Raw genomic sequence first — 15,059 nt, forward strand, 5'->3', positions numbered from 1 at the left:
CGTATCACGGAGCTTCCTGCATAGATTATATCATATTCAGACGGTCTCACTGCTGCTGAAGCCATCGGATGGCAGCAAGCTTTTTCCGCTGCTATAGCGAACGGCAACGTGTTGCGGTTTTACGCTTTCCACTCGACCCATTGGCCATCCTGCGGAATTTCGATTCGCGAGCCAAGGCCTTCAGCTGCCAGACGACCGGACAGCGCTTCTCTTGTCACAAGGCAGTGGTTGATGGCTTCCATATGGACCGCAACGGCCTTCGTATATGGAGCATACCGCAGCAGTTCGATCACATCGTCCTCATCCATGATGATCGGGTCCCCCGCGAGAAACCGGGCGCCGCCGGCATTGACAACCGTCATATCGGGCTTATGTGCATCGAGCGCTTCTTTCACTTCATCGCACCAGATGGTATCGCCCGCTATATAAAGCGTCGGGTGTCCTTCTGCTTTCAGAATAAAGCCGGATACCTGCCCCATCATCTGGCCGATCTCACCGGTTCCATGCCGGCCGCCGGTTCGGATGATCGAGATTCCTTCATATTCGAAGGATTCCGATACTGCCGTCACGGACGCAAAACCCTGTGAAGATAAGGTATCCTCATCTCCCGGTTGGCACAGGATCGGCGTTGACTTCGGCAGTGCGTCGATCGCGTCTTGATCCCAGTGATCCGGGTGCAGGTGCGTGACCAGCACCGCGTTCGGACGGAGCTTGTCAGCCATGGAGAACGGCAGCGGGACAAGCGGATTCCGTCTGTCATTCGCGGAGTTGAAGACGGGCGGGTTCGCCTTGGCATCGCTAAACATCGGATCTACCAGCAGTTCAAGATGGGCGTACTGTATTCTTAACGTAGCATTACGTATAAGCTGAAGTTTCACTTTCATTTCCCCTTTGTTTCAATTAATATGGTTCTTAAACCCATTATAGAGATCGCTATAATTCCTGCCTACGGCTTCGTGAAAGGAATTAGGGGTACTCACTTTCATCGTGAAAGGAACATTCGCATGCCAAGCGCTCATGAATTCGACGAAGTCGATCTTCGCATATTGCAGCACCTGCTCGAGGATGCAAGCCTGTCTCACAAAGCGATCGGACAGCGGGTGCATTTGACGGGACAAGCCGTCGGGGCCCGCGTTCGCAAGCTGCAGGATCTGGGTGTCATTGAAGGCTTTACGCTTCGTTGGAATCCGGACAAAATCGGTCTGACCGTACACGCTTTTGTCACCGTGTTCTTGGCGTTACATACGGCTCACTCACCTTTCCTGTCCTTTATTCAGTCGCACGACATGGTCGCCGAAACCCACCGCGTCAGCGGTGAGGGCTGTTATTGGCTCAGGGTACGGGCGGGTTCGCCCAAGGATTTGAACGATTTTCTGGAAGAGCTTCTGAAGTACGGGAATTATAAAGTCAGCCTGTCCATTGACCAGGTCAAATAAAAAGAAGAAGCAGGCTGTCCCCAGGATCAGCCCGCTTCTTCTTTTTATTCTGTTGTAAATTTTTCACATGATGTAATTTTAATATAATTCCGTTTATTTTACCGCGTTTTCTTCCGCCATCAATTCCCGCGCATATTCGTTCAGATTGATGGACCGGCCTTGATTCAGCCTTGATTTCTCCGCTGCGAACGCGATAAGATGGCTCCGCACGGAGGCGCTTGCCGACGTCAGGCTCTCCTGTCCATTATAGCTCCGAACCTCTCTCAGGAAGCTGGCCACGATCCCGCTGTCGCCCCCGCCATGTCCGCTGGATTGCGAAGGAATCGTAATCTCCGTCTTCTGACCGGTCAGGAAATCGTATACCGTGATCTTGCCTTCCTCTCCCCGAAGCTCGCCGCGGGTACCCATAATTTGGATTCTGCGCTCCTGTTCATGCGTAAATCCGCACATGCTGAACATCGCGGTGGCGCCGCCCTCAAACTCCATATTGATGACCTGATGATCAACGACGTTGTTATCGCTCCGATATACGCAGCGGCCATAGTCCGTCTCGCGAAGCCCCTGAATAATGTTCGGCTTGGTCAGCTCCTGGGTAAAATGCCTTGCCCAGCCCTTGTACTCATCGCTCAAGTAAAACCGTGGAGCGGAATAGGGACAGGTGGGTTCCACTTTGCAATCCAGGCATCGGTCCCCCGAGCCTTCGGGCGCCTGGTCCTCACGAAAATGCATCAACGAGCCAAACGAAGTAACCTGCGTGCAGGGACGGTCCATCAACCAAGACAGCACATCCATGTCATGGCACGATTTGGCCAGAATCATCGGGCTTGCCTTGTCGGAGTTATTCCAATTCCCCCGCACGAAGCTGTGCGCCATATGCCAATATCCCACGTTCTCGTTCAGCTGGATCGAAGCCACCTCGCCGATGGTCCCTTCCTGAAGCACGCGTTTGATGGTACTCCAAAAAGGGGTATACCTCAGCACATGGCATATGGTCAAAAGCCTGTTGTTACGGATGGCAGCCTGCTCCATCTCCAGGCATTCCTTCGGCTCCGGGGACATCGGCTTCTCCAAAAGCACGTGATACTGTTTCTCCAAAGCTTGCATGGTTGGACCATAGTGCATACGGTCCTGCGTACAAATGACGGCGATATCGGCAAGCCGGGCCTCGGCCAGCAGCGGTTCCCAGGTTTCGTAACACCGCTCCGGCGGGATGCCATGCTCCTTGGCAAATCGGGTGCGCCGCGCCGGATCGGCCTCGGCTACGGCCACGAAGGCCAGTTCATGCGGGTAGTCCAGGGCATAGGGAGCGTACCCCCCGGCGCCGCGCGCGCCTGCCCCGATCAATATGGCTTTCAATTGTGTCATCTCATGTCGCTCCTTTAATGTTTTGGTCCTTGTCTTATTCGGTATATCGGTCGGCCGCGGATTGATAAATGGACAGATAGCGCTCCGCCCCCATCTTTTGCAGGTTAGCGACATACTGGTCCCAGTTATCAAAAGACTCGTTGCCGGCTATGAATTTATCCCGCATCTCATCCACGTACGTGTGAATGTCGGTCTGGATTCCGGTAAGCTCGGACTGCTCATCGGCCGTAAAGTTAAACGGCGGCCAGACCTTCTCTTGAGGGATGACGTACGGCTCGGCTTTCTTTGCGTTCTCTACGGACGTCGGCAGGCCTTCCGCTCCCTTGAAATACTTCTGCGTCACGAAGCCCGGATAATATCCGCCGGGCCATATCAGATACTGCCCGACCGCTTGGTCCAGGTTAAGCCCTTCCGGATTGTTCTTGATTTCGTCCACGTAATCCACATTGCCGGCCGCATCTTCCTTATACGTTTCGTCTTTCCAGCCCATGAAGAACATGCGGATGCCTTCGTCGCTGTAGAAATAATCCATCCAGCGGATCAGCGCGGCCGGATTCTTCGCTTTATCGGTCAGGACAAACATCCCGATGTTCCCCAGCGGGGAGCCTGTAGCACTGAACATCTGATCGCCGTGCGGCCCCTTCAATACCGGAAGCCCCACATAACCCTCCTGGTTGTAGATGGCGACCGGATCCACGTTATCAACGACGCCGAGAAGGCCTTCAACGCCTTTGGCGTCCACCTCCGTGCTCTTCACGGACATGATATCCTGCTCCAGCAGGCCGTCCTTGTACAGCTTGTTCACGAACTGAAGCAGTTCCTTGTATCTTGGATCCGTCGGAATGAAACGGACCTTTCCGCTCGCCGGGTCGGTATCCACGTTAATGTTCGAGGTTCCGTGATAATTAAGGCCGAACGAACCTCGCAAATAGTTGACGATGCCGGCGGTTCCTACGCCGCCCCAAGCATATTCATCCTTCTGGCCGTTGCCGTTCGGGTCCTTCTCCTTAAACGCCTTCAGCATATCGTAGAATTCATCCAGCGTCTGCGGCTCTTGAAGGCCAAGCTTGGTCAGCCACTCCGTCTTCACCCACGGCGTTCCGTACAGCACGGACCGGAATTCCGGATCATACAGCGTCGGCAGCCCGTAAATGTTGCCGTCCGGCATCGTAATCCCCTTCTCGATGACCGGATATTTCTCCATCAACGCTTTAAAATTCGGCGCGTATTGATTTATCAGGTCATTCAACGGGATAAAAGCGCCCTGCTTGCCGTACTTCAGCAAATCCGCCCTCGGGAATGCGGAAGCATAGAACATCTCCGGATAATCGCCGCCGGCAAGCAGCAGGTTGCGTTTTTCGGCCAAATTGTCTTTATGCACCGTGTCCCACTGCACCTTGATATTGGTCATTTTCTCATATTCCTGCCACAGCTTGATGTTGTTCCAGTCGGCATTGGCAAAGAACTTTCCGGCAAAGCCGGTCACCGTCATCTTGTCGTCGACAATCGGAAATCCCGTTTCATTTATCGCGGATTTCCCTTCACTTGAAGGGTCCGATTGAGCCGTTCCTCCCGAGCCTTTTGAGCTGCAGCCGACCGCCAGCGATACCGACAACATGCAGGTCAACAGAAGACTTCCCCATTGCTTCAGCTTCATCCGTAATCCTCCCCTTTATCGTGTTCCATCCATTTATCCATGCAAGGAATTTATCCTTTGATGGCCCCGATCATCACGCCTTTGACAAAATATCGCTGCAGGAACGGATAGAGCGCCAGCACCGGAATATTGGCCACGACCAGCACCGCGTACTTGATGCCCTCCACTTCCCTTTGCTGCTTGATCGCCGATTCGGTCGACATTTTGACCATGTCGTTCGTTTGTCCCTGAATCAGGATTTCGCGCAGGATGAGCTGCAGCGGAAATTTATCTTTGTCCGACAGATACAACAGTGCATTGAAGAACGCATTCCAATGACCGACCGCATAGAAGAGAATGGTCACCGCGATAATCGGCATGGACAGCGGCAATATGATCCGGGTCAATATTTTGATGTTCGAGCAGCCGTCGATGGTCGCGGCCTCCTGCAGCTCGCCGGGAATGGACTGCTGAAAGAAGGTGCGCATGATGATGATGTTCCAGATGGATACGGCATTCGGGATAATCATGACCCAGAGCGTGTTCAGCATGCCGAGGTTCTTGATCAGTAAATACGTCGGAATGAGTCCTCCGCTGAAAAACATCGTGAAAACCAATAGTGCCATGATGGCATTTCGCCCGACAAAATCCTTCCTCGACAGCGGATAGGCCGCAAGAATGGTCATCGTGAGGTTGATGAGCGTGCCGAGCGATGTGTACACCAGCGTGTTGGTAAAGCCGCTGATGATATCCTGGTTCTGGAATATTTTCGCGTAGGAATTCAGGTTGACTCCCTTTGGCCACAGCAGCATCTCGCCCCGGAGAACCGCCTGCGGGTCGCTAAACGATGCGCTGAGCACAAAAAGCAGCGGGTACATGACGATGACGGTGACCAGGATCAGAATCGCATAGTTGATGACATTAAAAATACGGTCCCCTCTGGATTCAATTTGCATGGTTCGATGCTCCCCTCTTTACCAAAGACTTGTTTCGCTAACCCGCTTCGAAATAAAGTTCACCGCAACCAGCAGTATGAAATTGATGACGGAATTGAACAATCCGATCGCCGCGGAGAAGCTGTACTCGGCGTTCTGGATCCCCATTCGGTAGACATAGGTGGCAATGATATCGGAGCTCTCCATGTTCAGGTTGTTCTGCATCAGGAGCACCTTCTCGAATCCAATGCCCATGATGCTGCCCATGTTCAGGATCAGGAGGATGATGATCGTAGGCATGATGCCCGGGATGTTAATATGCCATATGCGCTGAAGCCTGGTCGCACCGTCGACACGCGCGGCTTCGTGCAGTTGGTTGTCAATGCCGGCAAGGGCAGCCAAATAAATGATGGAGCTCCAGCCCATCGTCTGCCATACATCCGACAGCACGTACAGCGACTTGAACCAGGATGGCTCCGTCATGAAATTGATCGGCTGGCCGCCGAACATTTCAATGAAATGGTTGATGATGCCGTAACGGGGCGATAAGAAGATCATCATCATTCCGACAACGACCACGGTAGAGAGAAAGTGAGGAGCGTAAGTGATGGTCTGGACGAATTTCTTGAAACGTTCGGCCCGTACCTCATTCATGAGCAAAGCGAGAATAATCGGGATCGGAAAACCGACGGCCAGGCTGTATAAACCGATGCCCAGCGTGTTCTTGATCAAGCGCCAGAAATAATAGCTGTTGAAAAATCGGTCAAAGTGCTCGAAGCCGACCCACGGACTGCCCCATATTCCTTGCGTTGCAATAAAGTCCTTAAAGGCGATCTGGATGCCGTACATCGGAACGTACTGGAACAGGACGTAATAGGCGATGACCGGTGAAATCAGGGCATAAAGCTGCCAATTGCGAAGGATGCGATTCCACATGAAGCGCTTACGCTTCGTCTCGGATACCGCATTTGCTGCGGGCTGCAGGGTCATATTTGCCAATGAGCATCACCTCGGTATGTATTGGTTAATCTAGAACGGCAACAAAGCAAACCATAACGTTCCATTGACCCCCTCCTTTAGCGGGTACCTTTAGGGGATCATGTTCTCTTCCTATGGATCCAGCTGGTAAAGCACTCGGTTTACGATTTCCCTCCTTTTCTCTGCAATCCGTCATCTGACAAAAGCAACAACCGCATCAAGCCACCGTGATTCAATGGGGCATTTCAGGATCTTCACGTCATAAATAATGACATTCTCATAGTTTATAAATAAAATCCGATGGAATCGGACGTTATTCTAGTTCTTTGGATTTATTTTTGGATAATATCAGAATATATTTGGAATTAGTTTGGATAATTATCGATACTAGCAAGAGTTGAAACTTGCAATTTGAAGGGTCTTCAACTTCTCTACGGGGAATATTTTATATTATTCGATTACGTTGATATAAAAGGGATGAAAACGCAATCAATGTGTAAATGGAACGATGCGGACGGTGATTATCCAACTCCAAAAAAGGAAAACCCAACGCCAAACATCTCCATGATTTTCACTCATAATAATATAGGATTTTGGCAAAGTCAAACACTTTTTTTGGATCTTTTTGGTGTGAAATGATTTGTTTTGGAGTGAGTAACAGCAAAAAACAGCCGCCGGTTTTCAAGCCGACGGCTGTTTGATCATCTTTTCCTTGTCTTTAAATGTCAGTTAACCAAACATAATAAGTTATATTTTTACTGCTTCCGGGTAAATCTGGAGGATTCCCGCACAATCAATGAGCATGGCAGCAATATCTTGGTTGCCATCGGGAAATGACCATCCAAATAATCCACAATCGATTTGGCCGCTACCCTGCCGATTTCGTATTTGGGAACGGATACGGAGGACAGCGGCGGTGTAGTATACTGGGCCACATCGATGTTATCCATTCCTACGATCGCGATATCCTCCGGTATGCGGCCGCCGTTCTCGACAACGGCCCGCATGGCTGGAATGGCAAGCATGTCGCTTGCACAAAAAACTGCCGTCGGCCATTGCCCTTTGGGAAGCCCTCCCAATAGCTCGGACAACTTACTGAAGCTTCGATCCACGTTCCATCCGGTGTTCATCTGCCACTCCTCGCGCACCTCTAAGTTGGCCTCGAGCATAGCGAATTTGTATCCGACATACCGTTCCTCGCTTTCCATCTGCTTGGAATATGCGGGGCCTCCGATATAAGCGATCCGCGAATGCCCTTGGTCGATCAGGTGGCGTACGGCTGCCCTCGCCGATAGGATCCGGTCACAGTCTACAACCGGGACGTTCAACCGGTCATCATTCAAACTCACGCCCATGATGGCAACACCGGCCTGCTGCATCAACTCAAACAGCTCCTTGTCGTACCAACTGATGGCTACAATACCCTGCGCTCCCGTCTCCCTCAGCATGAGCCGTATCCGGTCCGCATCCCCGACCTCTTCGCATGTGCGGACGATAGCCGGGGGCTGGCCCAGCTCCTCCATTTTTTTATGGAAACCGGCTAAAACCGTTGAAAAATACGGGTGATCGTCCATCAGATGTTGGGGGACGACACAGACAACCCGTTTGTCGGCCGTATTGTAAGCATGTACGCTTCGGGGTGGTTCATGTAGTTTATAACCGAGTTCAAGAGCCGCTTCCCGAATTTTCTGCTTGGTTTCTTCATTGACCGGACGGTTAGCATCGTTGCTGATGGCTCGCGAAACCGTGGATATGGATACGCCGACCCTTTCGGCGATATCTTTAAGCTTAGCCAATCGATCTCCTCCTCCTGCAAAATTTGGAACCAAATTTTCCGCTATCATTGATCATAGCATAAACGTTCCGGTTGGAGGGCGTCAAATGGATGTCCATTTGCTGTACGAGGAGCCTCGGCCTCAGCCGTAGCTACTGCTTTCTTCCATTATCGAATTTTAGTAACAAAGCCGGTCTTAGCAGCGATGCTGCCGGAGCATCGCAGGACCCGGAGCAGCAGGCTGTTACCATCGGTCATGCTTTCAAGCATCGAGTGCCGCGTGATCCGTGCTCTCCTGCTTAATGTATTGAAACAGTACAAGCGATACAACCGCGGCTATCGCAACACCCGCAGCGCCGATCCATGCGATGGACGACAACGAAATTCGTTCGATCGCGATTCCACCGATACCCGCGCCTGCCGCCATGGACAGCTGCATCATGGACTGGTTCAGGCCAAGCATGACCCCCGAGGAATTCGGCTCCAGCTGGACGAGATTATACTGCTGCGTGGGCCCGGATGACCAAGCGGCCAGCGACCAAATCACAAGTACGGCAAACACCAGCATAACGGATGCTCCCGCATCGGTAAAAGTCAGGACGATTAAAGCAATAATATGCAGAAGCATGCCGCCGATTAAGGTAAGCGGTACTCCCCATCTGTCCGTGCTGAACCCTCCGAACTTGGAGCCGATGAGGCTGGCAATGCCGAAGGCAAACAGGGCTGAACTGATCCATTGTTCGTTCAAACCGCTAACGTTCAGCAGATAAGGGGACAGGTACGTATAGGCGACGGAATACCCGCCCAGCCAGAAGAACGTAATCGCCAAACCAAGTGCCACTTTGGGTTTCTTGAGCAGGGCGAACTGCTGGAGCAGCGGAACCGGGGCATCGCCTGTTGTTTTGGGAATGGCCTTATGCAGGACCAACATCGAAATAACCCCCAGAACGGCAATCAACCCGAACACCGATTTCCATCCAAAAGCAGCGGCTGCGACTCGCCCGAGCGGAACGCCTATGATGAGCGAAGCCGTGAAGCCCATGACCACCGTGGCGATCGAGCTCGCCTGCTTGCCTGGCGGCGCGATTTTGGCGGCGATTCCGAGCGCCGTGACAACCACCATGCCAGCGCCCATCGCCATAAGTACGCGGGCGATGACAAACGGGATATATCCCGGCAGAGCGAATGACAAAAGATTGGCAACCACAAACACGCCTAACGAATAGACCAGCAGCTTCCGTCTCTCCACCTTAGCCGTCAATGCCATAAGCACGGGAGTCAAGATTGCGTATACCAACGAGAAAATCGTGATTAGCTGGCCTGCAGCGGTGATGGTAATCCCTAACGAATCCGCGATTTTATCCAACACACCCGATATGATATACTCCGACGTCCCTACTAAAAAACTGACGATAGCCAAAACATAAATTTTCCATGAACCTGTCATGATTCCACTCCTTTATTTTATATTTACATATCGTGAATTGTCGATATGTTAAACCAATAAAAAGACATATCGCAATATATAGATACGTAATGCAGAACAAAACTGAATATTCCTTCTTACTCTAAGGAAACATTCAGTTCCTGTTCTATATCTCCTGCTTCAAATACTCTCCGATTTCCCGGATCACTTCTTCATCCCGCTTATAATACGTAAATTTCCCCAAGCGTTCCGTCTTGATCAGGCCTGCCCGATGCAGAATCGATAAATACTGCGATGCTGTGGACTGCGTCATGTTCAATTTCTCGGTCACCTGGCTTACGCATACCCCGATTTCCCTCATATCAATCCCTTCGTGGGGCGTAAAATGCTGTTCCGGTTCCTTGAGCCACTGCAATATTTCCAGTCTTGATTCATTGGACAACGCTTTAAACACTTCGATTGGTTTCATACGTATCATTATATCGAGATTTATCGATATGTCAATCCTGATTCCTCCGGTTTCTTGTTGAACCAGCAAAAGCCGATCCCGTCAGGATCGACTTTGCGTCAAAACCTTCGTTATCCGTCAAGCTCATCCGATTGAATGCCGTAGCGTTTCACGGCACTCGCGTAGAACCATTCTTCTGCCGTATGCAGCGCCGTTTCTTCATCGATCCAGCCCGACGTGACCCGCTCCCACAGAAACTCGGCAGCCAGCTTCTTCACAAGCAGGATCTTGCCGTAGCTCCATTCCATGCATCGGGCATCCGAAACGATCACCGAGCTTTTACTGGCCGGGAGTGCTTCCAGACGGTACTGCATGCTGTCCCGGTACGTGCTTGCCCGGAAGTTGAACCACCACATCCCCCCGACATGAACGTTCGGAAAATTCCAGGCAGCCTGCACCGCATCCAGATTGTTCAGCTCCGACGCAAGCACAAGCTCAAAAGGACAACGGTATGTCTCGAATAAAGCGGCGAGCTTCAGGATCCGCTCCGTATCGTTCGCAGGGAACGCCGTGCCGCACCATGACCTTTCGACGCCCAGAAACAGCTGGACAAGCAAGCCGTTTCGATCGGCTGCCGCACAGATAAAGTGCAGCAGCTCCATCAAGATGTCGTCACGTCCGCTTGCCGAGCCGATCTCCCGGCGGAGGTTCGTGCTCGATTCATACCGCGGCAGCGTGGTCATAATGCCCGGGCAGCCCGCTTCTTTATAACCGCCAAGCTGCCGGTTTATCTCGTCCCGTACCGCGAGCAACGTCCTGGCCGGTTCTGAGGATTGCACGATCTGGTCGACCCATCGGCCCAGCGCTCCGTCAATCCGGGGAATCCATACCGCAGGATCCCGCATGCCTTGAAATGTTGCGTGCTCCGGATGGTTCACGACAAACCGGCGGATATTCATCCGGTCTGCCGTTTGCTGTGCCCATCCCTCTTCGGCGGCTGAATGCCGCACTGCGGTTATGGCTTCCCTGATCGAATCTTCATCCTTGATCCCGATCCCGTATAACTCGCGCATAATGGAAGTGAACCAGTTCATCAGCGTGCTTCTCGTCGAGCGGTAGGCATTCAGAAATATAGCTATGCGTTCCTCCTCAGGCAGCTTCTCCGCTCCATCCGGATAGCCTCCGGCTTGGAGCTCCCGATAGAACCAGAAGTAGTGCGCGATTTCCCAGAAATCCCTTGCGCCAAGCCGGTCGCCGACAAGGTGGGTATGGGTATCAAAGACCGGCAGTCCCATAATTCGCTCAAAAAACGCGGCTTGTTTGCCGCCGTTATCATGCAGGCTCATGCCAACATCTCCTTCGCTTCAAAAATCGCCTACTTTCGATTTTCCGAAACGACGACGCCCTTCCCTTCGTTGTAACGGTCTGTCGCTTCCTTGATGATTTCGAGGCCGCCTTTTTTCTTATACTCCTCGATCACTTTCAGCCAGTCCGAGATCGGCTCCCTGCCATAGATCATCTTGATCATATGATCGAGAACCAGCTTCGGACCTACGTCATCGCCCTGCGGCGCGGCATCCGGATATTTGGCATACGCGTCCAGTGCAGGCGAGAAGCGAATCGAGCCCAACCCTTCCTTGAAGACCACGGTATCCATAAACTTGATCATGTCCTGCCCGTCTTCCGTCAGCTCTTCTCTTGCCTTGTTATAAACCATATCGTGCACAAACCAGAACATGGCGCGGAAACGGTCCTCATCCATGGCCTCCGGCGTAGTCGGCGCCGTGAACTTTATCGTTCCGTTCTCATTCGTATAGGTTTCGCCTTCAATCCCGAACGAGAAGTACGTTTCCGCCTCCGGCGTCAGCATCCAATCGAAAAACTTGATGATGCCGATCGCCTTTTCCTCCGACACCTTGCTGTTAATGTAGTAAGACGTATTAATGCTGGAGTAGAGCAGATGGCCTCCGACGTTCTCGGGTCCTTTCGGAGCAGGAATGATGTCCAGCTTAGCCTCCGGCACGGCGTTCTTCAGCTTGCCGCGGTATTCCGCGAGTAGCTGCGCGTTGGCCGACCACATGCCCGACTTGCCGCTCTCGTTGTTTTTGCCGTAGTCACTGGATGTCAGGGTTGCAAAATCCTTCGGAATCAAGCCTTCGTCGTACATGGTCTTATAGGTCTCCAGCGCCTTCGTCATATTCTCCACGTCGAAGAACTTGGGAACGACCTCCCCGTTCTGCAGCTCAAACTGGGACGGCAGCACATCAAAAGCGCCTAATATCGTATCCGCATATTTAAAATTCTCGCGCATTTGATACGGAAATTCCACGCCTTCCTTCTTCATCGCACGCATCACGTCCAGAAACTCGTCCACCGTCTTGGGCGCCGGAAGGCCGGTTTTCTCCAGCAGATCGGTACGGATGAACAACGCCCGCCGGGACGGATTGGACAGCCAGGCCGGGATTCCGTATATTTTGCCGTCATAGCTGGTCTCCAGCCACGCTTCCTTCGGCACGCTCTTCATCAAGTTCGGCGCATGCTCCTTCAGCAAATCGTCAAGCGGCATGAATACGCCAGCCTCAACGGAGCCGGACATCCCCTTGCTCGTGGCCCCTCCCACGTTCTGGACAACGTCAGGAATATCATTGGAAGCGAACATCAGCGTCAATTTGCTATCGAAATCCTTCAGCGGAAGCATCGTCAGATGAATGTCCGTGTGGGTCAGCTTCTCAAGCTCCTTCACCCATCTCTCTTCGTTCACATCCTTCGAACGCTCTGCGTGTTTGTTTCCGCTGGTTGCCATGGACATCGTAAAGGACAGCCTGCCATCGGCCGCGGCCCCGGACGAACCGGCTTTCCCTCCATCCGCTTCCTTTGCACCGTTACAGCCGACTGCCGTTAAGGCGATTAGCGCACTCATCACTATAAAACTCCATTTTCTTCTCATCCACATCGCTTCCTTCCCTATTCTTGCAGATTGCCTATCCAGTTGCTTCTACATGACTCCCCGGATTTCGAGTCTCCCCGGATTTGGATGAAGCCGGATAGCCCACTCCCCCCGAAGAGTATTACCCCAGGTTATAAAACGCTTTCATAATATCATTCAAATCCCGTCGGTTGACATGTACTTTTTTCAGCTCACCTGTGTTTTCCTATGCTGGCCCGTTATATGCCCGGATCGGAACGCTGTCATCAACGCTACTTTACGCAACGCACAAAAAAACCGACTCCGGGGCTACGCCAAGTCGGTTTTTTCATTTATATTACGTTACTGTTATTACTTGCCCTTCGGTGAACGCAGCCAACTCATGGGGCATACAGGCAAACACGGATTTCGGATGTCCTGCCGCAGCCCAAACCGTTTCATATTGAAAAAGAAACCTGATTGCTGTACCCCTTATCGGCCAAAATATTCTGGGCCCGCTGGGCGCTTTCTTTTAAGGCTCCCCTATCCGGCAACACCCTATCTGTTCAACCATCAGGATCCTTACGACGGCAATATTATCGTGCACTCACCGGCGCTTGCGAATCGTGGCCGGCATCAAGCAAGACCGCATTGATTCCGTTAAGAAATGCCAGCGCGCTGGCCTTGATGATATCCGTATCCATCGCGCGCCCGGAATAGATTTTACCCTGATATTCGATACGGATGTTCACTCGGCCGATGGCTTCTTTTCCTCTCGACAGACTGTTGATTTTGTAATCCTTCAACTGCACGTCCAAACCGACCAATGCTTTAATGGCACTGTACAGCGCATCGATCGGACCATCCCCCACCATACTGTCCCTGAATGTCTCGCTGCCTTTCTTCAGCTTCACGGTTGCCGTCGGATACAGATCATTGGTGACGACCTGGAAGGAGTCCAGCTCGTACAGATGGCTGCTGACTTCTTCATGGGTGCGGTACTGGGTCACCAGATAAAAGACGTCATGGTCATATACTTCCTTCTTGGCATCGGCCAGCAGCAGGAATTTCTCGAACAGCGCTTCAAAATCTTCGCCTTCGCCCGTCTCGAAGCCCAGCTTCTCCACCGCGTTCTTGAACGCATGCCTTCCCGAACGCGCCGTCAGGATCAGCTCCATGCTGTCGGCGCCGACTTCCTCCGGCGACATAATTTCATAGACCTGCTTATCCTTCAGCAGGCCGTCCTGATGAATACCGGACGAGTGCGCGAATGCGTTCTCGCCCGTTATCGCTTTGTTCACCTGCACATCCAGGCCCGTCAAATGCGTCAGCAGCCTGGAGGTTCGGATCAGCTCCTTGAGACGGATATTGGTGGAAGCTTTGAAATGATTCTCCCGGACCTTCAGTCCCATGACCACTTCTTCCAGCGAAGTATTGCCGGCGCGCTCCCCTAAACCATTGATGGTGCATTCCACTTTCTCGGCGCCGTTCCGCACGGCGCTGAGCGTGTTCGCCGTAGCAAGTCCCAGGTCGTTATGACAGTGAACGCTGAGGATCACCTGATCGTTCAGGTTTTTCAAGCGTTCGTTGATTTTGCGGATCAATTCGCCGAATTCGTCCGGCACGGCATAACCGACCGTGTCCGGCACGTTAATCATCGTTGCCCCGGCCTTTACCACGGCCTCGATCGTTTTCCACAGATATTCAAAATCGGACCTGGATGCGTCCTCCGTCGAATACTGAACTTGAGGCAGCAGCGTTTTGGCATACTTCACGGCATCTACGCCCATCTGAAGCACGGCATCCTTGGAGCGGTTGAATTTCTTCTCCACATGGATGTTCGAGGTACCGAGCACGATATGAATCAGCGGGTTTTGCGCAAGCTTAATGCTTTCATATACGGCATCGATATCGCCCTTCACCGCGCGCGCAAGCGCAGTGATCGATACGCTGTCGCCCACGGTGCGGGCGATTTCCTGAACCGCTTGAAAGTCTCCTGCCGAAGACGCGGGAAAGCCCGCCTCGATAATATCGACGTTCAACCGCTTCAGCTGCTGCGCAAACTCGATTTTTTGCTGTACGTTCAATTTGGCGCCCGGAACCTGTTCTCCGTCGCGCAAGGTTGTGTCCAATACGATAATATTTCGTTCCATTCG

General features: G+C 52.3%; 12 protein-coding genes. 1 reads left to right on the forward strand and 11 read right to left on the reverse strand.

From position 1 onward, the window contains the following. Positions 1-119: 119 nt before the first annotated feature. Positions 120-878, reverse strand: coding sequence for an MBL fold metallo-hydrolase (locus MHH82_RS23960; RefSeq protein WP_015736811.1), 759 nt, complete (start codon positions 876-878; stop codon positions 120-122). Positions 879-1,004: 126 nt separating this feature from the next. On the opposite strand from MHH82_RS23960, the gene MHH82_RS23965 reads away from it, so the two are divergent. Further along, entirely contained in the window at positions 1,005-1,436 is a 432-nt protein-coding gene (locus MHH82_RS23965; RefSeq protein WP_036660077.1) for an Lrp/AsnC family transcriptional regulator, read from the forward strand. A 93-nt stretch (positions 1,437-1,529) separates the two neighbouring features. On the opposite strand, the gene MHH82_RS23970 is transcribed toward MHH82_RS23965, so the two are convergent. From MHH82_RS23970 to MHH82_RS24015, 10 genes are all read right to left on the reverse strand, one after another. Beyond that, entirely contained in the window at positions 1,530-2,801 is a 1,272-nt protein-coding gene (locus MHH82_RS23970) for a Gfo/Idh/MocA family protein (RefSeq protein WP_340968115.1), read from the reverse strand. A gap of 34 nt (positions 2,802-2,835) precedes the next feature. Beyond that, positions 2,836-4,458 (reverse strand): extracellular solute-binding protein, encoded by a 1,623-nt coding sequence (locus tag MHH82_RS23975; RefSeq protein ID WP_015736814.1) that lies wholly within the window; start codon positions 4,456-4,458, stop codon positions 2,836-2,838. 50 nt (positions 4,459-4,508) lie between these two features. Continuing rightward, positions 4,509-5,393, reverse strand: coding sequence for a carbohydrate ABC transporter permease (locus MHH82_RS23980; protein WP_015736815.1), 885 nt, complete (start codon positions 5,391-5,393; stop codon positions 4,509-4,511). 18 nt (positions 5,394-5,411) lie between these two features. Further along, entirely contained in the window at positions 5,412-6,371 is a 960-nt protein-coding gene (locus tag MHH82_RS23985) for an ABC transporter permease (protein ID WP_015736816.1), read from the reverse strand. A gap of 734 nt (positions 6,372-7,105) precedes the next feature. Continuing rightward, on the reverse strand, positions 7,106-8,146 hold the full coding sequence (locus MHH82_RS23990) for a LacI family DNA-binding transcriptional regulator (protein ID WP_015736817.1): 1,041 nt from the start codon (positions 8,144-8,146) through the stop codon (positions 7,106-7,108). A gap of 240 nt (positions 8,147-8,386) precedes the next feature. Further along, the gene (locus tag MHH82_RS23995; RefSeq protein WP_015736818.1) at positions 8,387-9,571 is read right to left on the reverse strand and encodes an MFS transporter; all 1,185 of its coding nucleotides are present in this window, start codon (positions 9,569-9,571) and stop codon (positions 8,387-8,389) included. Between the two features lie 145 nt (positions 9,572-9,716). Beyond that, positions 9,717-10,019 carry an ArsR/SmtB family transcription factor gene (locus MHH82_RS24000; RefSeq protein WP_009591021.1) on the reverse strand — a complete coding sequence of 101 codons (303 nt, stop codon included), beginning with the start codon at positions 10,017-10,019 and terminating at the stop codon, positions 9,717-9,719. Between the two features lie 110 nt (positions 10,020-10,129). Further along, positions 10,130-11,344, reverse strand: coding sequence for a glucuronate isomerase (locus tag MHH82_RS24005; protein ID WP_340968122.1), 1,215 nt, complete (start codon positions 11,342-11,344; stop codon positions 10,130-10,132). A gap of 29 nt (positions 11,345-11,373) precedes the next feature. Beyond that, positions 11,374-12,945, reverse strand: a complete 1,572-nt coding sequence (locus MHH82_RS24010) for an extracellular solute-binding protein (RefSeq protein ID WP_340968124.1) — start codon at positions 12,943-12,945, stop codon at positions 11,374-11,376. Between the two features lie 554 nt (positions 12,946-13,499). Then, complete coding sequence (locus MHH82_RS24015) at positions 13,500-15,056, reverse strand: 2-isopropylmalate synthase (protein ID WP_251497893.1); 1,557 nt, start codon at positions 15,054-15,056, stop codon at positions 13,500-13,502. Positions 15,057-15,059: the final 3 nt, after the last annotated feature.

The organism is Bacillus sp. FSL K6-6540 (genome assembly GCF_038007545.1).